This is a genomic window from Streptomyces sp. NPDC043870, assembly GCF_056435785.1.
This window is the reverse complement of sequence record NZ_JBWKDT010000014.1, coordinates 56,313-81,855: the sequence shown is the minus strand read 5'-3', so window position 1 is coordinate 81,855 and position 25,543 is coordinate 56,313. Positions and strand designations below refer to the sequence as shown.

Annotated in this window: 19 protein-coding genes and 1 pseudogene; 3 read left to right on the top strand and 17 right to left on the bottom strand. The window is 71.0% G+C overall.

All coding sequences use genetic code 11. The features are described from left to right. Positions 1-7: 7 nt before the first annotated feature. The 4 genes from AC0699_RS19280 to AC0699_RS19265 form a co-directional block, all read right to left on the bottom strand. Positions 8-2,344 carry a xanthine dehydrogenase family protein molybdopterin-binding subunit gene (locus tag AC0699_RS19280; RefSeq protein WP_478661581.1) on the bottom strand — a complete coding sequence of 779 codons (2,337 nt, stop codon included), beginning with the start codon at positions 2,342-2,344 and terminating at the stop codon, positions 8-10. Further along, entirely contained in the window at positions 2,341-3,891 is a 1,551-nt protein-coding gene (locus AC0699_RS19275) for a 2Fe-2S iron-sulfur cluster-binding protein (RefSeq protein WP_478661579.1), read from the bottom strand. Before AC0699_RS19275 ends, AC0699_RS19280 begins: the two co-directional genes overlap by 4 nt. Next, positions 3,888-4,766 (bottom strand): FAD binding domain-containing protein, encoded by an 879-nt coding sequence (locus AC0699_RS19270; RefSeq protein WP_453665372.1) that lies wholly within the window; start codon positions 4,764-4,766, stop codon positions 3,888-3,890. Before AC0699_RS19270 ends, AC0699_RS19275 begins: the two co-directional genes overlap by 4 nt. A gap of 286 nt (positions 4,767-5,052) precedes the next feature. Then, the gene (locus AC0699_RS19265) at positions 5,053-6,699 is read right to left on the bottom strand and encodes a beta-N-acetylhexosaminidase (protein WP_478661576.1); all 1,647 of its coding nucleotides are present in this window, start codon (positions 6,697-6,699) and stop codon (positions 5,053-5,055) included. A 780-nt stretch (positions 6,700-7,479) separates the two neighbouring features. On the opposite strand from AC0699_RS19265, the pseudogene iscB reads away from it, so the two are divergent. Together iscB and AC0699_RS19255 are read left to right on the top strand one after the other, a co-directional pair. Beyond that, a pseudogene (iscB, locus tag AC0699_RS19260) lies at positions 7,480-8,187 on the top strand (RNA-guided endonuclease IscB); the annotation flags it as partial. 32 nt (positions 8,188-8,219) lie between these two features. Further along, positions 8,220-8,684 carry a hypothetical protein gene (locus AC0699_RS19255; protein WP_478661574.1) on the top strand — a complete coding sequence of 155 codons (465 nt, stop codon included), beginning with the start codon at positions 8,220-8,222 and terminating at the stop codon, positions 8,682-8,684. An 89-nt stretch (positions 8,685-8,773) separates the two neighbouring features. On the opposite strand, the gene AC0699_RS19250 is transcribed toward AC0699_RS19255, so the two are convergent. Both AC0699_RS19250 and AC0699_RS19245 read right to left on the bottom strand, forming a co-directional pair. Beyond that, positions 8,774-9,058 carry a DUF3039 domain-containing protein gene (locus AC0699_RS19250; RefSeq protein ID WP_030010729.1) on the bottom strand — a complete coding sequence of 95 codons (285 nt, stop codon included), beginning with the start codon at positions 9,056-9,058 and terminating at the stop codon, positions 8,774-8,776. Between the two features lie 30 nt (positions 9,059-9,088). After that, positions 9,089-9,649 carry a YqgE/AlgH family protein gene (locus AC0699_RS19245; RefSeq protein WP_478661568.1) on the bottom strand — a complete coding sequence of 187 codons (561 nt, stop codon included), beginning with the start codon at positions 9,647-9,649 and terminating at the stop codon, positions 9,089-9,091. Positions 9,650-9,941: 292 nt separating this feature from the next. Between AC0699_RS19245 and murA the strand changes: the two genes are divergently transcribed. Next, a complete protein-coding gene (murA, locus tag AC0699_RS19240; RefSeq protein ID WP_478661565.1) occupies positions 9,942-11,282 on the top strand; it encodes a UDP-N-acetylglucosamine 1-carboxyvinyltransferase in 1,341 nt (446 codons plus the stop codon). Positions 11,283-11,700: 418 nt separating this feature from the next. Here the strand turns inward: murA and AC0699_RS19235 are convergent, their stop codons facing one another. The 11 genes from AC0699_RS19235 to AC0699_RS19185 all read right to left on the bottom strand — a co-directional run bounded on the left by AC0699_RS19235 (position 11,701) and on the right by AC0699_RS19185 (position 25,524). Then, on the bottom strand, positions 11,701-11,982 hold the full coding sequence (locus tag AC0699_RS19235) for an HU family DNA-binding protein (RefSeq protein WP_003954777.1): 282 nt from the start codon (positions 11,980-11,982) through the stop codon (positions 11,701-11,703). 332 nt (positions 11,983-12,314) lie between these two features. After that, positions 12,315-13,748: an NAD-dependent malic enzyme gene (locus tag AC0699_RS19230; RefSeq protein ID WP_478661560.1), complete on the bottom strand. Its 1,434-nt coding sequence runs from the start codon at positions 13,746-13,748 to the stop codon at positions 12,315-12,317. A 396-nt stretch (positions 13,749-14,144) separates the two neighbouring features. Then, entirely contained in the window at positions 14,145-16,520 is a 2,376-nt protein-coding gene (locus AC0699_RS19225; protein WP_478661558.1) for a HelD family protein, read from the bottom strand. Between the two features lie 87 nt (positions 16,521-16,607). Then, positions 16,608-17,453, bottom strand: a complete 846-nt coding sequence (locus tag AC0699_RS19220) for an anti-sigma factor family protein (protein ID WP_478661554.1) — start codon at positions 17,451-17,453, stop codon at positions 16,608-16,610. Further along, the gene (locus AC0699_RS19215; protein WP_453664053.1) at positions 17,450-18,091 is read right to left on the bottom strand and encodes a sigma-70 family RNA polymerase sigma factor; all 642 of its coding nucleotides are present in this window, start codon (positions 18,089-18,091) and stop codon (positions 17,450-17,452) included. The genes AC0699_RS19220 and AC0699_RS19215 overlap by 4 nt, the downstream gene beginning before the upstream one ends. 117 nt (positions 18,092-18,208) lie before the next feature. Continuing rightward, positions 18,209-18,805, bottom strand: a complete 597-nt coding sequence (locus AC0699_RS19210; protein ID WP_453664052.1) for a CGNR zinc finger domain-containing protein — start codon at positions 18,803-18,805, stop codon at positions 18,209-18,211. A gap of 39 nt (positions 18,806-18,844) precedes the next feature. After that, positions 18,845-19,372, bottom strand: a complete 528-nt coding sequence (locus AC0699_RS19205) for a GNAT family N-acetyltransferase (RefSeq protein ID WP_478661549.1) — start codon at positions 19,370-19,372, stop codon at positions 18,845-18,847. A gap of 136 nt (positions 19,373-19,508) precedes the next feature. Continuing rightward, complete coding sequence (locus AC0699_RS19200) at positions 19,509-20,663, bottom strand: uroporphyrinogen-III synthase (RefSeq protein WP_478661547.1); 1,155 nt, start codon at positions 20,661-20,663, stop codon at positions 19,509-19,511. 75 nt (positions 20,664-20,738) lie between these two features. Then, positions 20,739-22,091: a nitrate/nitrite transporter gene (locus tag AC0699_RS19195; protein WP_478661544.1), complete on the bottom strand. Its 1,353-nt coding sequence runs from the start codon at positions 22,089-22,091 to the stop codon at positions 20,739-20,741. 107 nt (positions 22,092-22,198) lie between these two features. Beyond that, a complete protein-coding gene (locus AC0699_RS19190) occupies positions 22,199-23,404 on the bottom strand; it encodes an acyltransferase family protein (protein ID WP_478661542.1) in 1,206 nt (401 codons plus the stop codon). Continuing rightward, complete coding sequence (locus AC0699_RS19185; RefSeq protein WP_478661788.1) at positions 23,401-25,524, bottom strand: bifunctional polysaccharide deacetylase/glycosyltransferase family 2 protein; 2,124 nt, start codon at positions 25,522-25,524, stop codon at positions 23,401-23,403. The genes AC0699_RS19190 and AC0699_RS19185 overlap by 4 nt, the downstream gene beginning before the upstream one ends. Between the last annotated feature and the right edge of the window lie 19 nt (positions 25,525-25,543).

Here is a 25,543-nt window from a genome sequence, read left to right as displayed (position 1 = left end):
TCTCCCGCTACGCGTTCGGCGCAGCCACCGCCGCCTGTGGCCGGATCGGAAGCCGGTTGACGGGCCGGCCCGTCGCCGCGCGGACCGCCGAGGCGACGGCGGCCGGGGAGGTGACGACCGGGACCGCGCTCGCGGCCTTCGCACCGAAGGGGGCCACCACGTCGCGTTCTTCGACGAGTTTGACGATGCGGATGTCCGGTGCGTCCAGGGAGGTCGGGAGGGCGTAGCCCGTCAGGTCCGGGTGGCGGACCAGGCCGCGGGCGGTACGGAGGTTCTCGGTGAGGGCCGCGCCGACGCCCTGGGTGATGCCCGCCTCGATACGGGTGGCGAGCTGGGCGGGGTTGAGGACGCGGCCGACGTCCTGGGCGACGGCCATTTCGACGACGCGTACGGAGCCGAGTTCGATGTCGACGTCGACGACCGCGCGGATCGCGCAGAAGGCGAGGCCGACGAAGGCGTCGCCCTGGCCGTGGTCGTCGAGCGGCTCGGTGGGGTGGGGGCGGCACTGGGCGGTGGCCCAGAGTTCCTTGCCGTCCATCGCCTCGGTGACCGTCGTGGAGAGGACACCGTCGTACGAGGTGATCTTGCCGTCGGTGATCTGCAGCAGCTCGGTGGACATGCCGAACTTGTGGGCCAGGGGCTGGAGGAGCTGAGTGCGGACCATCTTCGCGGCCCGCTCGACCGCGCCGCCCGAGACCCAGGTGTGACGGCCGTGCGTGGCCGGTCCCGCCGGGGGCTGGTCGGTGTCGACCGAGGCGACGTGGACCTCGTCGATGCCCAGCGTCTCCTGGACGATCTGGCGGGCGAGGGTGGCGAAGCCCTGGCCGGTGTCGACGGCCGCGCAGATGACCGTGGCGACGCCGTCGTGGACCTTCACAGTGGCCGTGGAGACCTCGTCCGTGCCTTCCGCGCCGAGCATGTGGACCATGCCCAGCGCGTAGCCGACGCCGCGGCGCACCGCGCCCGGCTCGCCCGCGCCCTCGGGGCCGCCGGGCAGGAGCCAGGCCTCTTCGGGGGCGTCCTTGGGCAGGGCGGGTAGCGGGAAGTCGCGGACGGCCTGGAGGAGTTCGGCGACCGGCGCCGGGCAGGTGACGGTCTGGCCGGTGGGGAGGATGTCGCCGGTCGCGAGGACGTTGCGGAGGCGGACCTCGGTGGGGTCCAGGCCCAGCTTCGCGGCCAGTTTGTCCATCTGGGCCTCGTACGCCGCGCACACCTGCATCGCGCCTTCGCCGCGCACATGGCCGGAGGGCGGGTTGTTGGTGCGCACGGCCCAGCCCTCGATGAAGGCGTGCGGAACGACGTACGGTCCGCAGGCGAAGGCGACGGCGGCGGCGAGGGACTCGGAGGAGGAGTCGGCGTACGCGCCCGCGTCCAGCAGGATCTGCGCCTCCACCTTCACCAGGCGGCCCTCCGCGTTCGCGTGGTGGCGGTAGCGGAGCAGGGTGGGGTGGCGGTGGGCGTGGCCGAGGAAGGACTCCTCGCGGGTGGCGGTGAGTTTGACCGGGCAGCCGGTGCGCAGGGCGAGCAGCCCGAGCGGGATCTGGAAGCCCGGGTCCTCGCGGTCGCCCGTCGCGCCCGGGACGCCGGTGACCACCACCTTGACCTGTTCCGGTGAGAGTCCGAAGCAGGCCGCGGCCAGGTCCCGGTCCGTGTGGGGGTCGGTGGAGGCGGTGTAGAGCTCGACGCCGCCGTCGGGGCGGGGCACGGCGAGGCCGGCCTCGGCACCGATCGGGGCGGGGTCCTGGCGGCCGATCCGGTAGAGGCCCTCGACGACGATCTCGCCGGCCGCGTCCGGGTCGCCGAAGCTCAGCGGGATGTGGCGGATCAGATTGCCGTCGGGGTGCAGCGGCTCGGCGGCGAAGGCCTTCTCGGGGTCGGTGACCGGTTCGAGGATCTCGTACTCGACCGAGATCGCGGCCGCGGCGAGACGGGCCGTGTCGGGGTGGTCCGCGGCGACCGCCGCGATCGCCTCTCCGTGGTGGCGGACGGTGTCGGACGCGAAGACGGGGCGGTCGGCGATCCGGCGGCCGTACGCCGCGTCGCCCGGGACGTCGGTGTGCGTGATGACGGCCCGCACGCCCGGCATGTCGGCCGCGGCGGAGGTGTCGATGGCGGTGATCCGGGCACGGGGGTGCGGGGAGCGCAGGATCGCGGCCCACAGCAGGCCCTCGGCCCACAGATCGGAGGCGTAGGGGAACGTGCCCTCGGTCTTCGCGCGCGCGTCCGCCGGGGGGAGGGAAGCGCCGAGGCCGTGAGCGATCGGGGCCTCACCGCCGAAGGCAGGGGAAGGTTCCTGCTGGGGGCCGTCGACCGCCGGGGTCGCGGTGGCCGCGTCGTTGCTCACGCCATGCCTCCGTCATGCGGGTGGGGCTGCACACTACCGGCGCCCGGAGGTGCCTGGTGCGGGATGCGGGCCCCGTCATGAGTCGCTTCACGGGCCTCGTCGCCGCTCTCGGCGGCGGCTGCCGCGCTCGCCTCGCGCTCGGCGACGACTTCGCGTACGGCGTCGATGGCGCCTCGGTAGCCGGAGCAGCGGCAGAGGTTGCCGCAGAGGGCCTGGCGGGTCTCGAGTTCCGTGGGGGCGTGGTTGCCCTCCAGCAGATCGTGGATGGTCATGGCCATGCCGGGAACGCAGAAGCCGCACTGGACGGCTCCGCACCTGGCGAGGGCCCGCTGGACGTCGGACGGTTCGCCGTCGGTGGCCAGGCCCTCGACCGTACGGACCTCGGAACCGGCCGCGGTGGCCGCGGGCACCAGGCAGGAGGCGACGAGCCGGCCGTCGACCTGGACGTTGCACGCGCCGCACTCGCCCTGCGAGCAGCCGTCCTTGGCACCGGCGAGACCGAGGCGCTCGCGCAGCACGTACAGCAGCGACTCGCCGATCCAGGCGTCCGTGACGGGGCGGTCCGCCCCGTTCACGCGCAGGACGTACGAGGTGTGGGGGTGCTCGTCGTTCGGGAACCCGGCGGGGGCGGCGGGAGCCTCCGCGGTGTCCGGCGCCGCGTCGGGGGTTCCGGGGGCCGGCATCGCGGCCTCGGAAGCCGGTCCGGGGGCCGGCGCGGGAGCCTCTTCGTGCTGCTCCGGGGCGGGTACGGCGTCCGGCGCGGCGGCCTCCGGCTCGGCGGCGGGCTCCGTCACGGGCTCCGCGACCGGCTCGGCCGGCGCCTCGGGCGCGGCGTACGTCCCCGTCGCCCCCGTGGCCCAGGGCGCGGGCGCGCCGCCCGGCAGGGTCGCGGGGTAGGCCACGTCCGGGATGGGCGTACCGGCGGCGGGCGTGGCGCTTTCCGGAACGGTCGGCCGCGGCGTCGTCGCCCATGGGGCCGTCGCCCCACCCGGCAGTGTGGCCGGCGGAGTGCCACCGCCCCACTGGGACGCCAGCGCGGAGGTGGTGAACTCGCCCGACTCGTCGGGGATGTCGCCCTGGGCGACCGGGATCGTCCACTGCCCGGTGAGTTCGCCCGGTGTACCGGCGGCCGGGGCCGAGCCGGGGACGAAGGTGGCGTCCGCGGCCGGGTCGACGGCCTCCGGGAACGTCCACTGCCCTGTCGCACGGGGGTCGTGGGTGGTCTGTGCGTCGCTCCGGGACTCCGGCGCGGGCTGCGGCTCCTGCGCGGGCTCGGGCCAGTGGTGCACCTCGCCGCCCTGCGACGCCTGCGGCGGCACGGTCCAGGTGCCCGTCGCCGTGGGGTCGGCCGCCGCACCCGGGGTCAGGGGCGGGATCTGGGGCGGCACATAGCCGTGCCCGGGCGCCGCGAGCGGGGCGTCCAGCGCGTCCTCGGGCGGCAGCTGGACGAAAGCGGTGGCGTCGGCGTCGTACTCCCCGCCCGGGATCGGCTGCCAGCCACCGCCCTGCGGAGCGGGGTTCCGCGACGCGTTCTCTTCGGAGCTCATGACAGCGCCCTCCCCAGTGCTCGTCGGGCCAGTGCGGCGACCACGCGCCGCAGATGCAGGACGGCGGGCGGCAGCTGCTCCTCGCCCTGTGGGTCGGGGATGCAGGCGGCCGCCACGTACTCCCCGAACGCCGCCAGCGCCTCCGGCGCCAGCCCGCGCTCGCCGTCCCAGTCGATCAGCGAGGCGATCCAGCGCTCGGCCTCCAGCGGGCGCAGCGGCATCGGCGCGATCGCGCCGACCGCGCAGCGCACCCCGCGGCGCGCCGGGTCGAGGACGACGGCGACGGACGCCGAGGCCCGGCCGGGGCCGGTGCGTCCGGTGGCCTTGAGAAACACCTGCGGGGCGTGCAGCAGCGGTACGCGTACGAAGCCGATCAGCTCGGCCGGGCCGAGCATCTCCCGGCCGGCCAGCAGGTGGGAGACCGGGATCTCACGACGGGCGCCGCCCGGTCCGGCGATCACCAGGTCCGCCTCCAGGGCGGCGAGCACGGGCAGGGTGTCGCCGGTGGGGGCGGCGGTGACGATGTTGCCGCCGAGCGTGCCGGCGTTGCGGATCTGCGGCGGTCCCGCGGCGCGCGCGGAGGCGGCGAGCGCGGGGATGAGCGCGGCGAAGTCGGGCCGGCCCATCCGGGAGTGGGTCAGGCCGGCGCCGAGGAGCGCGTGACCGTCCTGGTACTGCCAGCCGCGGAGGTCGTTGATACGGCCGAGACCGACGAGACCGGCGGGCCGCAGCCGGCCCTTGTTGACGGCCGCCATCAGGTCCGTACCGCCCGCGACCGGCACGGCGGCAGGCATGGCGGTGAGCGCCGCCACGGCCTCGTCGAGCGAGGCCGGCAGCGTCACGGACTGCGCCGCCTGCGGTGCGTGAGTGGTCAACCCAGCTGCCCCTTCCCGGTGTCCCGGCTGTCCCCCTGTGATGCCGTACCGTACGTGCTCACAGCCCGGACTTGGCAACTCTGGCACATCTTCCGGGCGGACCGATGCGAGGGTCCACGAAGGACGCATCCGTCCCGGACATCCCTACGAAGGGGAATCGTCCGTTTTGCTACGGCGTAGCAGTCACGTGCGGATTGCCGCTTTTATGCATTCCTTGTGTGACTTTCCCCTGTGGCCCACCACAGTCCCAGGGACCCGCCCGCGGGACATCCCCTTGCGGCCGGGCTCACACGTTTGGGGGCGCCCCCTCGATCGGGCGTCCGAGACAGCCTGTCATTCCTTTGGGGGCGGGGCGCATCTGCCACGGCAACGGGCCCCCCGGTGGCCGGTAGTCGACGCCCAGCGCGTCAAGCCGCTGGTAGTGGGACGACATCCGCCGCTCGAAATCGGCGAAATCACGGTCTGCCGGGGCGGGGAGCGCGGACCAGGCGACCTCGGCGAAGGCGGCGAGGCGAGGGAAGACCTGGTAGTCGATGCGGGAGCGGTCCTGCATGACCTCGGTCCAGACGTTGGCCTGGGTGCCGAGGACATGGGCGGCCTCGGCCGGGGTCAGCTCCGGCGGGACGGGCTCGAAGCGGTAGACGTCCTCCAGCGTGCGGACGTAACCGATCGGCATGGGTTCGTCGGCACCTGAGGCTTGGCGGTGGTCGAGGTAGACATGCTGCTCGGGGCACATGACGACGTCGTGACCCGCCCGGGCGGCGGCGATCCCGCCGCCGTATCCGCGCCACGAGGAGACCGCGGCGCCTTCCGCGAGCCCGCCCTCCAGGATCTCGTCCCAGCCGATGAGGCGGCGGCCGCGGGCGCCGAGCCAGCTGTCGAAGTGCCGGATGAACCAGGACTGCAGCTCGTCCACGTCGGCGAGGCCGAACTCCTCGATGCGGGCCTGGGCGGCCGGGGAAGCCTTCCACTGGTCCTTCAGGCACTCGTCGCCGCCGATGTGGATGAACGGGGAGCCGGCGGCGGGGAAGAGGTCGAGCACCTCCTCCAGCACGCCCTCGTAGAAGCGGAGGGTGTTGTCGGTGGGGGCGAGGACGTTCGGAGTGACGCCCCAGGTGTCCCAGACGGACAGCCCGGCCGTGTCGATGACGTCGGTGTTGCCCAGTTCCGGATACGCGGCGATGGCGGCCTGCGAGTGGCCCGGGATGTCGATTTCCGGAACGACGGAGATGTGCCGCTCGGCGGCGTACGCGACGATCTCGCGGATGTCGTCCTGTGTGTAGTAACCGCCGTGCGGTTTCTCGTCCCACAACTCGGAGGCCCGGTGGCCCCATTTCGTACGGGAACGCCACGCGCCGACCTCGGTGAGGCGCGGATGGCGCTTGATCTCGATGCGCCATCCCTGGTCGTCGGTGAGGTGGAAGTGGAAGACGTTGAGCTTGTGGGCGGCGAGGAGATCGAGGTAGCGGAGGACGTCGTCCTTGGGCAGGAAGTGGCGGGCGACGTCGAGCATGAGGCCGCGCCAGCGGAAGCGGGGGGCGTCTTCGATGACAACCATCGGTACGTGCCACTCGCGCCGGGGTGTGACCGGTGCCCGGCGGAACGCCTCGGGCCCCAGCAGCTGACGGAAGGTCTGAGCACCCCAGAAGACACCGGCCGCGCTGCCGCCCTCGATACGGATTGCGTATCCGTCGATGAGGATGCGGTACGCCTCGGGTGCGAACCCGGGGGCGATGCTCAGCACGATGCGGTTGTCGCTGTCGCAACCGTCCGGCAGGGGTAGCCCGGTGGCCGCCACGACCGTGGAGCGCAACCAGCGCGCGACGCCCTCCGTACCGGACTGCGCCTCGATCTCGGTCTCCGCGTCGAGTGGGTACAACCCGGGGCCGGGCGACACCCGTTGGAAGCTTTGCGGGGCCGGAACCAGATCCATCTCTTTCAGCCTTTCGCCGCACGGAATATGACACCCGCTTCCCTTCGGTCTCCAAGCGGAAGCCGGGGCAAGGCGCCAGAAAGCTGGGGTCCGAGCTGGGACAAGCCTCCCTACCACGGCCCCCTGTTCACCGAGCAGAGATCTGCAACCTATCGCGCATTCGTGTGTACGTACGGCTATCGCAGCAGCATTCGCACAGCACGCAAGTAACGTGACACAGCAAGTCGAGGCCGAAGCAGTGATACGAGCCGACCGCCTCGACATCCGATTCCCCACAACGCGGGAAAGCACAAACCCCTTCGGCATGCCGGGACCACCCACATGCCTGCGTCTCAACCACTCTGTCGCACGCTCACGGACCCGCCCTTCGGCCTCCTGTAGGGGGTGTGGGCCTTGTGTGACCAGCCCGAGTCGTCACGATCACAGATCAGAAGGAGGTGCAATCGATGACTACGTTCGATGCAGGACAGAAGACCCACTCCGGGGTGCTTCCTCAGCCCCGGACCCTGGAACCGGCGTCAGCAGACTTTCCTGGGAGCAGGAACGAACGGGGCGCCGGGGTGCGGGCGACTGCACACCCGGTGTCGGACATGGGCGAGGGGAGATCCCGCAGACCGGCACCCGGTCTGCGGGGCGTCACCCCGGCACGCACGTGCCGGGCGAGGGCCGTGAGGCCCATCCCGTCGTGTTCGTCCTCGACAAGCACAGCACACCGCTGCAGCCCACCACCCGGCAAGGGCCCGCAAGCTCCTCAAACAGGGCCGGGCCGTAGTCGCCCGGCACACCCCGTTTGTCATTCGTCTCAAGGATCGCACCGTTGCCGACTCCCAAGTCAACGGCGTGGAAATAGGTATCGACCCCGGCAGCAAGCGCACCGGGATCGCCGTCTTCACCGCCCGGCACGGCACTCGGCGGGGTCTGTACGCGATCGAACTGACCCACCGGGGCAGACAGATCCGGGACAAGCTCACCGCCCGTGCCGCCTACCGGCGCGGGAGACGCTCCCGAAATCTGCGCTACCGAGCGCCCCGCTTCCGCAATCGCACCCGCCCCAAAGGCTGGCTCCCGCCGTCCTTGCGGCACCGGGTGGAAACGACGATGTCGTGGTGCACACGGCTGGCTCGCTGGGCGCCGGTGACGGCGGTACACGTGGAACGCACTGCGTTCGACATCCAGGCCATGGCGGCCGGAAGGCCCCTTGAGGGAGTCGAGTACCAATACGGCACGCTCCATGGAACGGAGGTGCGCGAGTATCTCCTCGCCAAGTGGAGGCGCAGATGTGCCTATTGCGGTGCCACCGGCGTGCCGCTGAACATCGACCACATTCACCTGAGATCGAAGGGGGGCTCCGACCGCGTCTCCAACCTCACCCTCGCCTGCGTCTCCTGCAACCAGACCAAGGGCAACCGCCCCATCGAGGACTTCCTCGCTCACCGACCCAGGCTGCTGGCCAAGATCCTCTCGCAGGCCAAGGCGCCCTTACGAGATGCCGCTGCTGTCAACTCCACTCGCTGGACGCTGTGGCGGTCGCTCGAGTTTGCATTCCCCACGGTCAACGCGGCCTCCGCGGACGAACCAAGTGGAACCGCACCCGAACCGGCCTGCCCAAGACTCACACGCTCGACGCCCTGTGCGTCGGCCACCTCGACGCGGTGCACCAGCATCCCCGCGCGCTGCTTGTCATCGAGGCCAACGGCCGAGGACGCTACCGACGCACCGACCCTGACCGTTTTGGCTTCCCGCGCAAGACCGACCCTCGCACCAAGCAGATACACGGCCACGTCACCGGCGATCATGTTCGCGCGGCCGTCCCCACAGGAAAGTACGCCGGAGCCCACACGGGCAGAGTCCTGGTCCGCACCACCGGAAAGTTCGATATTCGCACGCCTCGCGGGCGAATCCAGGGAATCCATCATCGTCACATCCGCACCCTCCAGCGCGGCGACGGATATGCCTACGGCGTCCGCCGCGAGGCCGAGCATTGAGTAGAGGGAGCGCAGTGCTTCCAAACCGCAACGGCCCCCGGGGCGCGCCGCAGCGCGCCCCGGGGGCCGTCCCCGACGGGAAGGACCGGTTACTTGTCCTTGCCGCCCTTGTCCTTGTCGCCACCAGGGCCCATGGACTCGTAGATCTCCTTGCACATCGGGCAGACCGGGTACTTCTTGGGGTCGCGCCCCGGAACCCAGACCTTGCCGCACAGCGCCACCACGGGAGTGCCGTCGAGGGCGCTCGCCATGATCTTGTCCTTCTGGACGTAATGGGCGAAGCGCTCGTGGTCGCCGTCGCCGTGCGACACCTGCGGTGTCGGCTCTACGAGGGTGCCCGTACCTGTCCCGCGCTCGGGCTCAAGAGTGCTCATAGGTGCCAAGGGTACTGAAGGGCGGCGGGATCAGTTCAGCGAAGGGTCGTCCGGATACGTCGCGACCATCGCGAGCTCACTGCGCTGCCGCCGCAGGACCGACCGCCACAGCGATTCGGGCCGCGGCGAGGACACGTCACCGGGCTCGGACTCGACGACGTACCAGGCGCCCTCGGTCAGCTCGTCCTCCAGCTGGCCGGGGCCCCAGCCCGCGTAGCCGGCGAAGATCCGCAGCGAGCCGAGCGCCGCGGCGAGCAGCTCCGGCGGGGTCTCCAGGTCGACGAGCCCGATCGCCCCGTACACCCGCCGCCAGCCCAGTGGCCCCTCGTCGCCGGGGATGACGGCGAGGCCGAGCGCCGAGTCGAGCGAGACGGGGCCGCCCTGGAAGACCACGCCGGGCTCGCCGGCGAGGCCGGCCCAGGGCTCCAGGATGTCGCCGACGCCGACCGGCGTCGGCCGGTTCAGGACCACGCCGAGTGAGCCCTCCTCGTCGTGGTCGAGCAGGAGCACCACCGCGCGGTCGAAGTTCGGGTCCGCGAGGGCCGGAGTGGCGACGAGCAGCCGCCCTGTGAGGGAGGACACCTCGGTCATGCGACACATGATCCCGCATCTTCGCCCTCCGCGGGGAGCGGGCGGCGGAGTGTGAGCCGACGCAGCTCAGGGCGCACCGCGGCAGCGGGAGCGCGCGGCGGGTCCGGACGGGCGGATGGTGACCGTCCGCACGTGCACCCAAACGGAGCGTATTGTGCCTGATTCATTTCGCACGAGGGTCCCCCCTTGGCCTTACGGGAGTGGGGTAGTCGCCCCTTACGCTTAGCCCCTGGCCCCTGCCCGACCTCCCCCTCGCTCCGCTGGGGGGGACCCCCTCCGGAACGCGAGATACATGACCGGCACAGACGATGTACTGCTTGTCCACGGCGGAACCCCGCTCGAGGGCGAGATCCGCGTCCGAGGCGCCAAGAACCTGGTGCCCAAGGCTATGGTCGCCGCGCTGCTCGGCAGCGAGCCGAGCCGGCTGCGCAACGTTCCCGACATCCGCGACGTGCGGGTGGTGCGGGGGCTGCTGCAGCTGCACGGTGTGACGGTACGCCCCGGTGACGAGCCCGGTGAGCTGGTGCTCGACCCGACGCACGTCGAGAGCGCCAATGTCGCCGACATCGATGCCCATGCGGGTTCCTCGCGGATCCCGATCCTGTTCTGCGGCCCGCTGCTGCACCGGCTCGGCCACGCCTTCATCCCCGGTCTCGGCGGCTGTGACATCGGCGGCCGGCCGATCGACTTCCACTTCGACGTGCTGCGACAGTTCGGCGCGAAGATCGAGAAGCGGGCGGACGGACAGTACCTGGAGGCTCCGCAGAGGCTTCGCGGTTGCAAGATCCGGCTGCCGTATCCGTCGGTCGGCTCGACCGAGCAGGTGCTGCTGACGGCGGTGCTGGCGGAGGGCGTCACCGAGCTGTCGAACGCGGCGGTGGAGCCGGAGATCGAGGACCTCATCTGCGTACTGCAGAAAATGGGCGCGATCATTTCCATGGACACCGACCGGACGATCCGGATCACCGGTGTCGACCGGCTCGGCGGCTACACCCACCGGGCGCTCCCGGACCGTCTCGAGGCCGCGTCCTGGGCCTCGGCGGCGCTCGCGACCGAGGGCAACATCTATGTGCGCGGCGCGCAGCAGCGCTCGATGATGACGTTCCTCAACACGTACCGGAAGGTCGGCGGCGCCTTCGAGATCGACGACGAGGGCATCCGCTTCTGGCACCCGGGCGGCTCGCTCAACGCGATCGCCCTGGAGACGGACGTGCACCCCGGCTTCCAGACCGACTGGCAGCAGCCGCTGGTGGTGGCCCTGACCCAGGCCGCGGGCCTGTCCATCGTGCACGAGACGGTGTACGAGTCCCGGCTGGGCTTCACCTCCGCGCTCAACCAGATGGGCGCGCACATCCAGCTGTACCGCGAATGCCTGGGCGGCTCGGACTGCCGCTTCGGCCAGCGCAACTTCCTGCACTCGGCGGTCGTCTCCGGCCCGACGAAGCTCCAGGGCGCGGATCTGGTGATCCCGGACCTGCGCGGCGGCTTCTCCTACCTGATCGCCGCGCTGGCGGCGCAGGGGACCTCGCGGGTCCACGGCATCGACCTGATCAACCGGGGCTACGAGAACTTCATGGAGAAGCTCGTCGAACTGGGCGCGAAGGTGGAGCTCCCGCGCGGCTCCGTCGTCTGAGCCAGGCTCCGTCTCCCCGGGGCGAGCCCCCGGCCTTCTTCACCCGGCAAGCGCCGGACGGCCCGGACAACCGGGCGGTCCGGCGCTTGCGGCGTATTCGGGGCTCCGTCCCCGTGCCCCCGTGCCCCGTGCCCCGTGCCCCCGCCGGGGCTCCGCGCGGGACCCGGCGCCCAAAACGCCAGGCGGGGCCGGATTCGGGGCCTGAGCACACGGCCGAAGCCCGTACAGGCCCGCCGGAGGCGGCCGGGGCCCGCACAATCGCCGTACGGCTCATTTGAGCCCCTCCGGCGATCGAGTGGGTCCCCCACGCCCGCCAGGGCGCAGGGCGAGACCGAGGCGCGGGGGTTCGGGGGCAGAGCCCCGGGAAAACGAAGGGGCGGCCACCCCGGTCCGGGTGGCCGCCCTGTCGCTCATGGACTTACTTGCCCTTGGCGGCTTCCTTGAGCTTCGAGCCCGCGGAGACCTTCACGCTGTAGCCGGCCGGGATCTGGATCGGGTCGCCGGTCTGCGGGTTACGAGCGGTGCGAGCGGCACGGTGGGTGCGCTCGAAGGTCAGGAAGCCGGGGATGGTGACCTTCTCGTCGCCCTTGGCGACGATCTCGCCGACGGTCTCGGCGAGAGCGGCCAGCACGGCGTCGGCGTCCTTGCGGGTCACCTCGGCGCGGTCGGCCAGCGCGGCCACCAGCTCACTGCGGTTCATGTTGTTACTCCCGTGTTCTTCTTGCCTGTGAGGCGTGAGATCGAAGCCGATGCTGCCAGGGCCCTCGGACAGTCCCCGGACCCGGGTCTGCTGTCAGACCCTCGCGCCCAATTGAGCATCCTGCCCCCACCAGCGGCGGGAAAGCCAATCCGGCACCCTCCGGAGTCACACGAAAAGCGCCACTGCCTCGTCGTGGTGACGTTCCGTCGACTCCATGGAAACTCCTCGGAGCCAGAGGCCGCCGTCCGTGCTGCGCGGCCGGGCGGTCGCGGGCTCATGGTCCGCCACCCTAGAGGGGCGTTCCTGACCCCGCGACTCGCGACGCGCCGCCGTCAGGCGGACGTGGGGCCCGTCACAGCTGCGCCCGCCGCCCTTGCGGCGTCCCGTACGGCTCCGGCGACCGCGCCCGCGACCTTTTCGTTGAAGACCGACGGGATGATGTAGTTCGGGTTGAGCTCGTCCTCGGTGACGACGTCCGCGAGCGCCGCGGCCGCGGCCAGCATCATCTCCGTGTTGACCGTACGGGACTGGGCGTCCAGGAGTCCGCGGAAGACGCCCGGGAAGACCAGCACGTTGTTGATCTGGTTGGGGAAGTCGGAGCGGCCGGTCGCGACAACTGCCGCCGTCTGGCGAGCGATTGCCGGCTCCACCTCGGGGTCCGGGTTCGCAAGAGCGAACACGATGGCGCCCTCCGCCATCGCCGCGACGTCGTCGGCACCCAGCACGTTCGGAGCGGAGACGCCGATGAAGACGTCCGCGCCGCGCACCGCCTCCCGCAGGGTGCCGGTGACGCCCTCGGGGTTGGTGTTGTCGGCGATCCAGCGCAGCGGCGACTCGGCCGCGGCGTCGACGAGGTCCGCGCGGCCCGCGTGCACGACACCGTGGATGTCGGCGACGACGGCGTGCTTGACGCCCGCCGCGATCAGCAGCTTCAGGATGGCCGTACCCGCGGCGCCGGCGCCGGACATGACGACCCGTACGTCGCCGACCGCCTTGCCCACCACACGCAGCGCGTTGGTCAGGGCGGCGAGCACGACGATCGCGGTGCCGTGCTGGTCGTCGTGGAACACGGGGATGTCGAGGGCCTCACGGAGCCGCGCCTCGATCTCGAAGCAGCGGGGCGCGGAGATGTCCTCGAGGTTGATGCCCGCGAAGCCGGGGGCGATCGCCTTGACGATCTCGACGATGGCGTCGGTGTCCTGGGTGTCCAGGCAGAGCGGCCAGGCGTCGATGCCCGCGAAGCGCTTGAAGAGGGCCGCCTTGCCCTCCATGACGGGCAGGGCGGCCTTCGGGCCGATGTTGCCGAGGCCGAGGACGGCGGAGCCGTCCGTCACGACTGCGACGGAGTTGCGCTTGATGGTGAGGCGCCGGGCGTCCTCGGGGTTCTCGGCGATGGCCATGCAGACGCGCGCCACACCCGGCGTGTAGACCATGGAGAGATCGTCACGGTTGCGGATGGGGTGCTTGGACTGCATCTCGATCTTGCCGCCGAGGTGCATCAGGAAGGTCCGGTCGGAGACCTTGCCGAGGACGACGCCCTCGATGCCGCTCAGCTTCTCGACGATCTCGTCGGCGTGCGTGGTGGAGGTTGCCGCGATGGTGACGTCGATACGGAGCTTCTCGTGGCCGGAAGCAGTGACGTCGAGTCCGGAGACCGAACCGCCGGAGGACTCCACGGCCGTGGTGAGCTGCGAAACGGCGGTTCCGCTCGCGGGCACCTCCAGCCGGACCGTCATCGAGTACGAGACGCTGGGCGCCGTTGCCATGGCCGAGTTCCTCTGCTTTCCCTAGCTTCGTTGCTGCGCCGCCCCGGCGGTGGCCGGGCAGGGCCCTCCGATGTTCGCACCTACCTGCGAGTAGCAGGTAATAGTGGTCGTTTTGTTTCTGGAAACTGTTTTCCACCATACGAGAAGTTGCGGGGAAACAGAAGAGGAAACAGAAGAGGTCCGCGTCGCCGATGGGCGACACGGACCTCTTCTTCACACGAACTGGGTGGCACCGACCCGCCATGCTCGCCTCGCGGCAAGTGGTCCCTCTAAGGGACGAAGGTTGGGCCCGGGGGCTTGGATCGAGCCGGTGCCACACACAGGCTAACAAAGACTCCCAGAAGGTGATTCCCGTACGGCGAGTTGACCGCGGATCGGTCCCGGCGGCGGGCCCGGTCAGTCCCGCAGCAGGTCCGGGATCCCGTCCGCGTCCGGCTCGTCGCGCTTCCCCGACACCACCGTCAGCTGCTGGGTGGCGCGGGTCAGCGCCACGTACAGCACCCGCAGCCCGGCCGGGGACTCGTCGGCGATCTCCGCGGGCGAGACGACGACCGTCGCGTCGTACTCCAGGCCCTTCGCCTCCAGCGAGCCGAGCGCCACCGCGCGGTCACCGAGGTCCGCGAGCCAGCGGGCGGCCTCCGCGCGCCGGTTCATCGCGACGACGACGCCGACGGTGCCGTCGACCTCGTCCAGCAGGCGCTGGGTCTCCTGCCGCACGGTCCGCTCCAGATCGTCGCGTACGACGGTGAAGCGCGGCCGCAGACCCGTCGAACGGACCGCACGTGGCGCGTCCATGCCGGGCATCGCGAGCATCAGCACACGGGCGGCGAGCTCCGCGATCTCGGAGGGGTTGCGGTAGTTGACGGTGAGGTCGAAACGGCGGCGCGGGCGGGTGCCGAGCGCCTCGTCGCGCGCCTCGGCCGCCTCGTCCGGATCCGACCAGGACGACTGCGCCGGGTCGCCCACGACCGTCCACGTGGCGTGCCGGCCGCGGCGGCCGACCATGCGCCACTGCATGGGCGTGAGGTCCTGCGCCTCGTCGACGATGACGTGGGCGTACTCGGTGCGCTCCGCGGCCAGCCGCTCGGCCCGCTCGCGCTGGGTCTCCTCGCGCTGCGGCATCAGCTCCTCCAGACCGGTGAGATGGTCCAGCGGATCGAGTTCGCGCTTCTTCTTCGGGCGGGCGGGGGTGCCGAGCAGTGTCTGCAGCTCGTCCAGGATCGCCACGTCGTGCACGGACAGACCGTCGCGTCTCAGGCTGCGCGCGACCCTGCGCACCTCGCCGGGGTTGAGGATGCGCCGCGCCCACCGGCCGAGCCGCCTCTCGTCCGCCATCGCGTCGAGCACACCCCGCGGGGTGAGCTCGGGCCACCAGGCGTCCAGGAACGCGAGGAACGCGTCCTCGGAGGTGACGTCCTCGTCGAAGGACGAGCGCAGCTCGGCCGCGAGCTCGGGATCCGTGTGCCGGGTGGCGGCGCCGGACTTGGCGTACAGGGCGTCGAGCAGAAGCCTGCGGGCACGCGGACGCAGCAGGTTGACCGGCGCGGTGCCGCTCAGTGCGTTCTGCCGGATGCGCCGCAGCTCGTCGGCCTCCAGCTCCAGCCGCCGCCCGAAGGCGACGACCCGCAGCCGGTCGGTCGGCCCTGCGGGCGACGCACCGCCGGTGCCCGCTCCCCTCGGCTCCTCACCGAAGGCGAGCTGCCCGTCGGCGCGACCGGCGCCGCGCCGCGCGTCCCCGGGCTCCAGCGCCCCGCGCGCCGCCTTGCGCAGCACCTTCAGCATCCGCGAGGAGCCCTTGACTCGGGCGACCGCGGGTTCGTCGTACGTCGTGGCCTCGGCCCCGTCGACCAGGGATCCCACCGCGCGGATGGCGACCTGACCCTCCTCCCCCAGCGAGGGCAGCACGCCCTCGGTGTAGGCGACCAGCAGCGGCGTCGGGGAGACGACCAGGATGCCGCCCGCATACCGCCGCCGGTCCTGGTAGAGCAGATACGCGGCGCGGTGCAGGGCGACCGCCGTCTTACCGGTGCCGGGCCCGCCGGACACCTCGGTGACGGATGCGGCGGGGGCCCTGATCACCAGGTCCTGCTCGGCCTGGATGGAGGCCACGATGTCCCGCATGGTGTGGCTGCGGGCCTGGCCGAGCGCGGCCATCAGCGCGCCGTCGCCGATGACGGGCAGCTCCAGACCGCCCAGGGAGGCCTTGAGTTCGGGGCGCATCAGATCGTCCTCGACACCGAGGACCCGGCGGCCCTTGGAGCGGATGACCCGGCGGCGCACCACCCGGCCGGGGTCGACCGGGGTGGAACGGTAGAAGGGTGCGGCGGCCGGGGCGCGCCAGTCGATGACCAGCGGCGCGTAGTCGGAGTCGAGCACACCGATGCGGCCGATGTGGAGGGTCTCCGCGATCTCGGCCGTGTTGTCGTCCCGTACGGCGTCCTCGGCCGGCTCCACCGAGGTGTACGCGCCGTCGGGGCCCTTCTTGCCGTGCTTGCCGCGCAGCAGGTCGATACGGCCGAAGAGGAAGTCCTCGAACTCGCTGTTGAGCCGGTTGAGGTGGACACCGGCCCGGAACACCTGGGCGTCCCGCTCGGCCAGCGCGCCGGGCGTACCGACCTGGCCGCGCTTGGCGGCGTCGTTCATCAGGAACTCCGCCTCGTGGATCTTCTCCTCGAGGCGGCGGTACACCTGGTCCAGATGTTCCTGCTCGACACCGATCTCGCGGTCACGGACCGTGTCGGCTGTGGTACCAGCGGCTTCCTGCGCGGCCACCGAGGCCCCCTTCTGACGTGCACTGGGCAGCCGTCAACCGTACGCGAAGGGGGCCGTTATGTCAGGCGGCAGGACCGGGGCCTTGTCTCAGGCGCCGACCTCCACCAGGCGCTTTCCGTCGAAGGTACGGACCTCGAAGTGATCGATCTCGTTCCGGTCCATCGCCGCTCCGCCATGGATGTACAGGGGATTCTTGCCCTGTTTGTCTGTACTGTCCGGAATGCCGTAGCCCCACTTCGGGACGGCCCAGGAGGTGACGACCTCCTCCTCGCCGGTCTTGGAGACGGCGATCAGATTGCACTTGAGCGGACCCTTGACGTTCTTGAGCTCCAGGACGGTGTGGGTGCCCCAGCCCTTCTTCTCCATCCCGACCGTCGCGCTGACCTTGGTGACCGCGTCCGTGGCCTGGACCTTCTCCTCCATGTGGTTGAAGAAGGCGTCCTCGGCGGGGCTGGTCGGGTGGGGATCGGCGACAGTGCTGCCGTGGTCGTCTCCCTGGGTGGCCACCACGGCGACGGCCGGGCCACCGATGATCAGGGCCACCGAGGCCGCGATCATGTACATGCTGCGTCGGCGCTTCTGAGCGCGCTTGACGGCCACCTCGTCGACGAGCCGGTCCAGCAGCTGGGGGCTCGGCGCGGTCGGAATCACCGGGGCAGGCCGGCGGGACGGCGGCTCCATGAGAGTGCTGGTGAACGGCAGAACGTTCGGGTCCGGCGGCGCCGACCGCTGTCCGGGCGGTTCGGCGAGCATCGCCAGCATCGGCTCCATGCCCGCGAACTCTTCGAGGTGGGCGGCGCAGATGTCACAGCCCGCCAGATGAGCCTCGAAGGCGGTGGCTTCCGCGTCGTCGAGAATGCCGAGGACGTACGCCCCCGCGGTTTCATGGACCGAGCCCTCTTCGGACTGTCCGAACTGGTCCTGCCTGTTCATGCCGTGACCCCCCTCTCCTCAAGAGCGAGCTTCATGGAACGCAATGCGTAGAACACACGGGACCGGACGGTCCCGCTGGGTATGCCGAGCGTCTCGGCCGCCTCATTGACGGTACGCCCTTTGAAATACGTCTCGACGAGTACTTCCCTGTGCGCAGGGGTCAAATCATCGAGCGCATCCGATAGCGTCATCAGCCACAACGCCTTGTCGATCTCGTCCTCCGCGGGCATGACCTCCAGCGGCGACGGGTCGACCTCCTGCGGCCGGGCCTGCCGGCTGCGGTGACCGTCGATGACGATGCGCCGTGCGACCGTCACCAGCCAGGGTCGGACAGAGCCGGTGGCCCGATTGAGCTGACCGGCGTTCTTCCAGGCACGGATGAGCGTCTCCTGCACCACGTCCTCGGCCCGCTGGCGGTCGCCGGCGACGAGGCGCAGCACGTAAGCGAGGAGGGGGCCGGCGTGCTCCTGATACAACGCGCGCATCAACTCCTCGTCGGGAACGGAGGTGCTGGTGCGCGGCGTAACAGCTCGATGCCGGGCCCTGCCTGAACGGTCATCGGCCACGGCGGCATCCTTGCGCACCTGAACCTCCCGGTCGAGACCTTGTCTGATGTCTGACTGCTTCCTGTCTTCCATCTCTACGGAGCCAGCCGGAGATCCACTCAATGCGACCGGGAAATTTTTCAAGATCTTTCAGGGCGGTCCGCGGACGGGCCGGGGGACGGGACTGCGGAGGGCCCGCCAGGGGCGTCCTCACATACGGGCAACTGCCGTGCGGCGGCGGTGCCTTGCGACCCGCTCGCGGTTGCCGCACACCTCGCTGGAGCACCAGCGGCGGCGGCGTCCGCGGGAGGTGTCGAGATAGACGCGCCGGCAGTTGTCGCCCTCGCAGCGGCGCAGCCGGGCGCGGGCGACGGGGTCTGTGAGCAACTCCACAGCGTCGCGGGCGACTGCGGCGAGCATTGCGGCGCACTCGGGCCGGGCGAGCGGGGCGCGGACGAGGACGCCGTCGTCGTCGCGCACGGCCCTGAGGGCGGGCGGGGCGGAGTCGGCGGCGAGCGCGTTGAGCCGGTCGAGCGCGGCACCGGGGATGCCGGTCGGCCCGGTGTCGATCTGTTCGTGCACCAGGAGGCTTACGCAGTCACGCAGTTCGGCGAAGCGGTCGACCCAGTCCTGGCCGACCGGGTCGAGCGGCGTGCCCGCGGGCAGCAGTCCGGCCGCCGTCAGCCACTGGCCGAGCCGCTCGGGCCGGTCGAGCGGTCCCGGGCCCGCGGCGGGCTCTGCCGTCGCCACCAGGTCCAGACATACGCGCCCGGAATCGAACCGCCACTCGTACGAGCCGATGCCCATGAGTTCAGAGTGCCCCCGACGAGGCGCCGTCGGAACCCCTCAGACCGGAGGTGGATCGTCATGCAGGATCCGCTGGAACAGCCGGTGGTCTCGCCACTCGCCGTCGATGTGGAGATACCGGGCGGCGATCCCGATGACCTCGAACTGCGCCTTCGCGAGGACGCGTTGCGAGGCGGCGTTCCCGAGCAGGGTCGCGGCCTCGACCCGATGCAGCCCGAGCTCCTCCCGGGCGGCCCGGCACACCTCCTCGACCAGCCGCGTGGCGAGGCCTCGTCCGGTGTACTCGCCGTCGACCCAGTACCCGAGATGCGCACTGCGGAACGGTCCGAGCGCGACCCCCGAGAGCGTCGCCTCCCCGACGATCCTGTCCCCGTCGAACAGATGCCACCGGTACGCCCTCGGGTCGGCGAGCCGCGCCGCCTGCGCCGTTGCCGTGTAGAACGACTCGGCCCTGCGCGGCTCCCACGGCCTCATGTACTCCCGATTACGCGCGAAGGCCTCGGCGAGCGCGGGCGCACGGTCACCGGCGCCCGCATCGGCCGCCCCCACGGCGCGGATCTCGATCATGCTCGTACGGTAGCCCCGAACGCGCCCGACGGCGTGCCCGGTGGACAGCCGCGCCACGTGCGCGTGCCGCCGCGGCCTCGGCACGGCGGCGGTACGAGGCGGCACCGCGGCGGTGCGCACGTTGCCGCGGCGCCGGTCAGGCGTCCGCGTACTTGGTGTCGGCCACCGGGTCCAGGGCCAGGCGGTAGCCGCGCTTCACCACCGTCTGGATGAGGTTCGGCGTGCCGAGGGCGGTGCGGAGGCGGGCCATGGCCGTCTCGACGGCATGTTCGTCGCGGCCCGCGCCCGGGAGGGCGCGCAGGAGGTCCGCACGGGAGACGACCCAGCCGGGGCGGTGGGCGAGGGTGTTCAACAGGGACATCCCGGCCGGCGGGACGGGACGCAGCTCGCCGTCGATGACGACGGCGTGGCCACGGATCTCGACGCGGCGGCCCGCCACCGGCAAGGACCTGGCCCGCGAGGGCAGTTCGACGCACAGCAGCTGGACGAGCGGGCCGAGACGGAAACGGTCCGGCTGGACCGTGTCCAGGCCGTGCGCCTGGAGCGGCAGGGCGGTGACCGGGCCCACGCAGGCCGGCAGGACATCGTGGCGCAGGGCGTCCAGCAGTTCCGGAAGCAGCCCGCGGTCCTCGGCACGCGAGAACAGCGAGGCCGCCGCCGGGGCGCTCGTGAACGTCACCGCGTCCAGCGCCCGCGACACCGTGGCGTCGAGCAGCCGGTCCAGCGGACCCAGCTCCTCCGGCGGCATCCACCGGTAGACGGGTACGACGACGACCTCCGCGCCTCCGGCCCGCAGCGACTCCACGAACCCGGGGAGCGGTTCGCCATGCAGTTGCAGGGCCACCCGCCGGCCCGCGACACCCTCCGCGAGAAGGCGGTCGAGCACCTCGGCCATCGACTCGGAGTTCGGCGACCACTCCTCCGTCAGCCCCGCGGCCCGGATCGCGCCCTTCACCTTCGGCCCGCGGGCGAGCAGTTCGACGCCGCGCAGACAGTCGAGCAGGTCCTCACCGCAGCCCCACCCGTCCGCCGCCTCCACCCACCCGCGGAACCCGATCGCGGTGGTGGCGACGACGACGTCCGGGGCGTGCGCGATGAGCTCCTTGGTCGCGGCGAGAAGCTCGCCGTCGTCCGCGAGCGGCACGATCCGCAGGGCGGGGGCGTGCAGCACGGCCGCGCCGCGGCGCTGGAGCAGCGCACCCAGTTCATCGGCGCGCCTGGCCGCCGTGACGCCGACCGTGAAGCCCGAGAGCGGAGCGACCGCTGCGATGCCGTGCTGTTCGTCGTACATGCCGACCGAGCCTGGCAAGGAAGCGTGACAGGCTCGGTTCGGCTGCATTTCCTCGTCGTTACGAGGCACTCCAGGTCACACCTCGGCGTAGCTGAGCTGCGGCTTGGTCTCCGCGGCCGCGGTGGGCGGCGTCGCGGGCGCGGGCCGGCGAAGGTATACCGCCCAGGTGACCGTGAAGCACACCCCGTAGCAGGCGAGGAAGGCGACGAACGCCCCCGTACCCGTACCCGCGGTCAGGAACGACTGGCGGAAGGCCAGGTTGATGGCGAGCCCGCCGAGCGCGCCCACCGCACCGATCAGCCCCATCGACGCCCCGGACAGCCTGCGTCCGTACGCCTCCGCCGCCTCGCCCGTCATCCCGAGGGCGAGCGCCTTGGCCTTGAAGATGCCGGGGATCATCTTGTATGTGGAGCCGTTGCCGAGTCCGGAGAGGATGAACAGCCCGATGAAGCCGACGAGGAAGACCGGCAGCGACTCGATCACAGAGGCGTAGATGACGACACCGGTGGACGCGGCCATCGCGGCGAACGTCCACAGCGTGATCCTGGCCCCGCCGAAGCGGTCCGCGAGCGACCCGCCGATCGGCCGGATGAGCGAGCCGAGCAGCGGCCCGATGAAGGTCAGCGACGCGGCCTGCAGCGGGGTCCGCCCGAACTGGGTCTGCAGCACCAGGCCGAAGGCGAAGCTGTAGCCGATGAAGGACCCGAACGTCCCGATGTAGAGGAACGACATGATCCAGGTGTGCGGGTCCTTCACCGCTTCCTTGGCCGCTCCGGTGTCGTTCTTCACGGGCGCCAGGTTGTCCATGAACAGCGCGGCACACAGCGCGGCGATCGCGATCAGCGGGATGTAGACGCCGAGCACGATCCGCGGGTGCATGGCGCCCGCGGTGCCGATGACCAGCAGCCCGACGAGCTGCACCACCGGGACGCCGATGTTGCCGCCGCCCGCGTTGAGCCCGAGGGCCCAGCCCTTCTTCCGCAGTGGGAAGAAGGCGTTGATGTTGGTCATGGACGAGGCGAAGTTACCGCCGCCGACACCGGTGAGCGCGGCGACCGCCAGGAAGGTCCCGTACGACGTTCCGGGCTCCATCACCACGTATGCGGCGCCTGCCGGCAGCAGCAGCATCAGCGCGCTGAAGATGGTCCAGTTGCGGCCGCCGAAGCGGGCGACGGCGAAGGTGTACGGCACCCGGACGACGGCTCCGACCAGGGTGGCGGTCGCGATCAGGAAGAACTTCCCGGCCGGGTCCACTCCGTACTGGGGCCCCATGAACAGGACCATGACCGACCACAGGGTCCAGATGGAGAAGCCGATGTGCTCGGAGAGCACGGAGAAGATCAGATTCCGCCGGGCGATCCGCTCCCCTTCCTCCTTCCAGAAGGTCTCGTCCTCGGGGTCCCACCGCTCGATCCACCTGCCGGCCATGGCTCGCCTCCACTGCTGCTCCGGGTAGTGGATCCGACGCTAGGGACGGCGGGTTTCAGCGCCGTGCCGTGAGGTGACCGGTGTGGAACCTTGCTCTCACCCGGGGCTCAGGCGGGCTGTGAGCGCTTTTCCCCGCGGGGTGCGCCGTTCGGCCAGAGCCGGGGCTTCCGCTTGGCCGCGAGGTCCTCCGCCCAGCCGAAGAGAACGATGCACACCGCGATCAGCCCCCAGGCGAGGATCAGCACCGGCACCCAGCTCTCCAGCAGCCAGGGGACACGCTGCTCCAGGACGCCGATGCTCCAGAGCTGGTCCCACATGGTCGCGGCGATGAGGATGCAGACGTTGTGCCAGAGGTAGACCGTGACCGCCCGTGAGTTGAGCAGCGTGATCGTGCTGTCCCAGCCGCGCAGCTTCGCCGGCCATTCGGACCAGGACGGGCTGATGTGCAGCAGCAGGAGCACCGAACCGAAGGACCACAGCGCCTGCGCGAGCGGAATGCTGTCGAGGTCGAAGTCTGTGCGGAAGCCCTCGTGCAGGGCCCACCACAGGCCGACGGCCATGATCGCGGGCGCGATGGAGGGGACGATGTAGCGGGGCAGCCGGCGCAGGATGCCTTCCTGGTGGGCCATGCCGAGGATCCAGCAGGCGCCGAAGGTGCTGAAGTCGGTGAGCGCGGAGCCGATCCGGCCCGGCACGGAGATGTACTCGAAGGCGAGGGCGGCGGAGAGTGCGAGCGGCGCGAGCAGGGTTGCCCAGGGGAGCTTCCGCAGCGCCCACAGGAGCAGCGGCGACAGCATGACGTACCAGAGGTACGCGCGGATGTACCAGAGCGGGCCTGCGAGGTCCTCGGCCCACGACTCGCCCAGGAAGCCCGGGACGCCCGCGAGCTCACCGGCGAACGGCGGGTCGCTGACGGGGATGATCCAGAACAGCAGATGGGTCCACCACCAGCCGGGGTGCCCTTCGGAACCGGGCCCCCAGCCCTGCAGCACCATGCCGGTCACACCGAACGCGCCCAGCACCCACAGCGGGGGCAGCAGACGGCGCATCCGGCCCCGGATCACCTGGACCGCGGGGCGCTTGAGGGAGCGGGCCATCAGGTTGCCCGCGAGCGCGAACATCACGCCCATGGACGGGAAGACCAGCGGCAGCCAGGCCCAGCCGACCAGGTGGTAGAGGACCACCCGGAAGAGGGCGAGGGCGCGCAGCAGGTCGAAGTAGCGGTCGCGTCCCGGCGCGGCGGCAGGGGCCGCGGCCTCCGGGGGCTTCCTCCTGTGGCGGGCGGGATGGAATTCGGTCGTTCCGGTCGTCACGCGACAGGCCTCCGGTCTTCACTGCTCCGCCGGGGGCTCGGTATCGAGCCCGGCGCCTCCACCGCTCCCGTCCGGCGGAGCTTCTGCCAGCGAAGCCGGCCGCCGGTGAGTGCGGTGATCCAGGACTGCAGCAGCACCACGTACATGAGCTGCCGGTAGAGGATCTGCTGGAGGGGCAGCGAGACCAGATGCGTCATGCGTTCCTTGTCGAGCCGGAACGCGTACGCGGCGCAGACGACCTGGACGGCGAGGACGCCGAGCCAGGCGGCAATGGTCTTCTGGGTGGGGCCGAAGACCAGTCCGTACAGCAGGAAGACATCGATGAGCGGGGCCAGCAGCGGGAACAGCACCATGAAGAGGGAGACCAGCGGCAGACCGACGCGTCCGAAGCGGCCGGACGGGCCGCTCTCGATCACGGCGCGGCGGTGCTTCCAGATCGCCTGCATCGTGCCGTACGACCAGCGGTAGCGCTGGGACCAGAGCTGCTGGACGGACTCGGGGGCCTCGGTCCAGGCGCGGGCCCGCTCCGCGTAGACGACGCGCCAGCCGTCGCGGTGCATCGCCATGGTGATGTCGGTGTCCTCGGCGAGGGTGTCGTCGCTCATGCCGCCGACCCGTTCGAGCGCCGAGCGGCGGAAGGCGCCGACCGCGCCCGGAATGGTGGGCATGCAGCGCAGCATGTCGTACATGCGACGGTCCAGGTTGAAGCCCATCACGTACTCGATGTGCTGCCAGGCGCCGATGAGGGAGTCGCGGTTGCCGACCTTGGCGTTGCCCGCGACCGCGCCGACGCCCGGGTCGCCGAAGGGCTGCACCAGTTCGCGCACGGTGGACGGCTCGAAGACCGTGTCGCCGTCCATCATCACGATGATGTCGTGGCGAGCGTTGCGGATGCCGTTGTTGAGGGCTTCGGGCTTGCCCGAGTTGACCTGGCGGACGACGCGGACATTGGGCAGCCACATGTCGTCGACGAGGTCCGCGGTGCCGTCCGTCGAGCCGTCGTCGATGACGATGACCTCGATCGGATGGTCGCTCTCCATCAGCGAGCGCACCGTGTTCTCGATGCACTCCTTCTCGTTGTACGCCGGGACCAGCACCGTCACCGGTTCGGTGACGGCCGGCCCCCAGCGGAAGCGGCGCCGACGCACCTTGCGGGCGTGCCCGAAGGAGAGCAGCAGCATCAGCCCGAAGCGGGCGAAGACCAGCACACCGATCACGGCGAGGCCGACGGTCAGAGCGGCGGTGGTCTGCTCCGAGAAGGCGACGGCGGCGACCCACGCCTTGCCCTTCCACAGCTCGGGGCCGGTGACGGGGGTGTGGGCGCTGGGGGCGCCGAGGGCCTCGGTCAGATTGGCGAACGTGTAGCCGCGCTTCTGCATGTCGGGCAGGAAGCGGTCGAGTGCGGCCACGGTCTGGGAGCGGTCACCGCCGGAGTCGTGCATCAGCACGATGGAGCCCTTGGTGCCCTGGGGCGTGGCGCGCTTGATGATCGCGTCGACGCCGGGGCGCTTCCAGTCCTCGCTGTCCGTGTTGTTGAGCGCCGTGATGTAGCCGCGGCTGCCGATGTACTGGGTGACCGGCCAGGACTTGTTGTCGAGGGCGGCCGAGAACGACGAGTACGGCGGCCGGAACAGCGATGTCCGGATACCGGCGGCACCGGCGATCGCCAGCTGGTTCTGCGACAGCTCCCAGTCGATACGCCCCTGCGTCTGGTACGCCAGATCGGGGTGGTTGAAGGTGTGCAGCCCCACCTCGTGGCCCTCCGCGACCATCCGCTCCACCAGATCGGGGTGGCGGGAGGCCATGGTGCCGGTCACGAAGAAGACGGCGTGCGCGTTGTACTCCTTCAGTTTGTCGAGGACCTTCGGCGTCCACACCGGGTCGGGGCCGTCGTCGAAGGTCAGCACCAGGTTCTTGTCGGGGACGCTGAGCGCCTTGGGCGCGCCCGGGGTGCGCGCGTCGATGACCGGGCCGCCCTTGAGGATCTGCCGCGGTACCTGTTCGCTGCTGTCCGGGGGCCGTACGCGGTGGTCGGCGAGGATCTCACTGTGCACGTACCCGCGCAGCATCAGCATGGCGAGCAGCGCGACCAGGAACACCGAGGGCAGCAGGTAACGCATGGGGAGCCTGCGCCGCACG

Bases quoted from the DNA above. Each gene is read 5' to 3' on its own strand.
- AC0699_RS19220 (WP_478661554.1), bottom strand. From the start codon at position 17,453: ATGAACAGGCAGGACCAGTTCGGACAGTCCGAAGAGGGCTCGGTCCAT.
- AC0699_RS19235 (WP_003954777.1), bottom strand. From the start codon at position 11,982: ATGAACCGCAGTGAGCTGGTGGCCGCGCTGGCCGACCGCGCCGAGGTG.
- AC0699_RS19230 (WP_478661560.1), bottom strand. From the start codon at position 13,748: ATGGCAACGGCGCCCAGCGTCTCGTACTCGATGACGGTCCGGCTGGAG.
- AC0699_RS19185 (WP_478661788.1), bottom strand. From the start codon at position 25,524: ATGCGTTACCTGCTGCCCTCGGTGTTCCTGGTCGCGCTGCTCGCCATG.
- murA (WP_478661565.1), top strand. From the start codon at position 9,942: ATGACCGGCACAGACGATGTACTGCTTGTCCACGGCGGAACCCCGCTC.
- AC0699_RS19215 (WP_453664053.1), bottom strand. From the start codon at position 18,091: ATGGAAGACAGGAAGCAGTCAGACATCAGACAAGGTCTCGACCGGGAG.
- AC0699_RS19200 (WP_478661547.1), bottom strand. From the start codon at position 20,663: ATGTACGACGAACAGCACGGCATCGCAGCGGTCGCTCCGCTCTCGGGC.
- AC0699_RS19250 (WP_030010729.1), bottom strand. From the start codon at position 9,058: ATGAGCACTCTTGAGCCCGAGCGCGGGACAGGTACGGGCACCCTCGTA.
- AC0699_RS19205 (WP_478661549.1), bottom strand. From the start codon at position 19,372: ATGATCGAGATCCGCGCCGTGGGGGCGGCCGATGCGGGCGCCGGTGAC.
- AC0699_RS19275 (WP_478661579.1), bottom strand. From the start codon at position 3,891: ATGAGCTCCGAAGAGAACGCGTCGCGGAACCCCGCTCCGCAGGGCGGT.
- AC0699_RS19265 (WP_478661576.1), bottom strand. From the start codon at position 6,699: ATGGATCTGGTTCCGGCCCCGCAAAGCTTCCAACGGGTGTCGCCCGGC.
- AC0699_RS19245 (WP_478661568.1), bottom strand. From the start codon at position 9,649: ATGACCGAGGTGTCCTCCCTCACAGGGCGGCTGCTCGTCGCCACTCCG.
- AC0699_RS19210 (WP_453664052.1), bottom strand. From the start codon at position 18,805: ATGGGCATCGGCTCGTACGAGTGGCGGTTCGATTCCGGGCGCGTATGT.
- AC0699_RS19195 (WP_478661544.1), bottom strand. From the start codon at position 22,091: ATGGCCGGCAGGTGGATCGAGCGGTGGGACCCCGAGGACGAGACCTTC.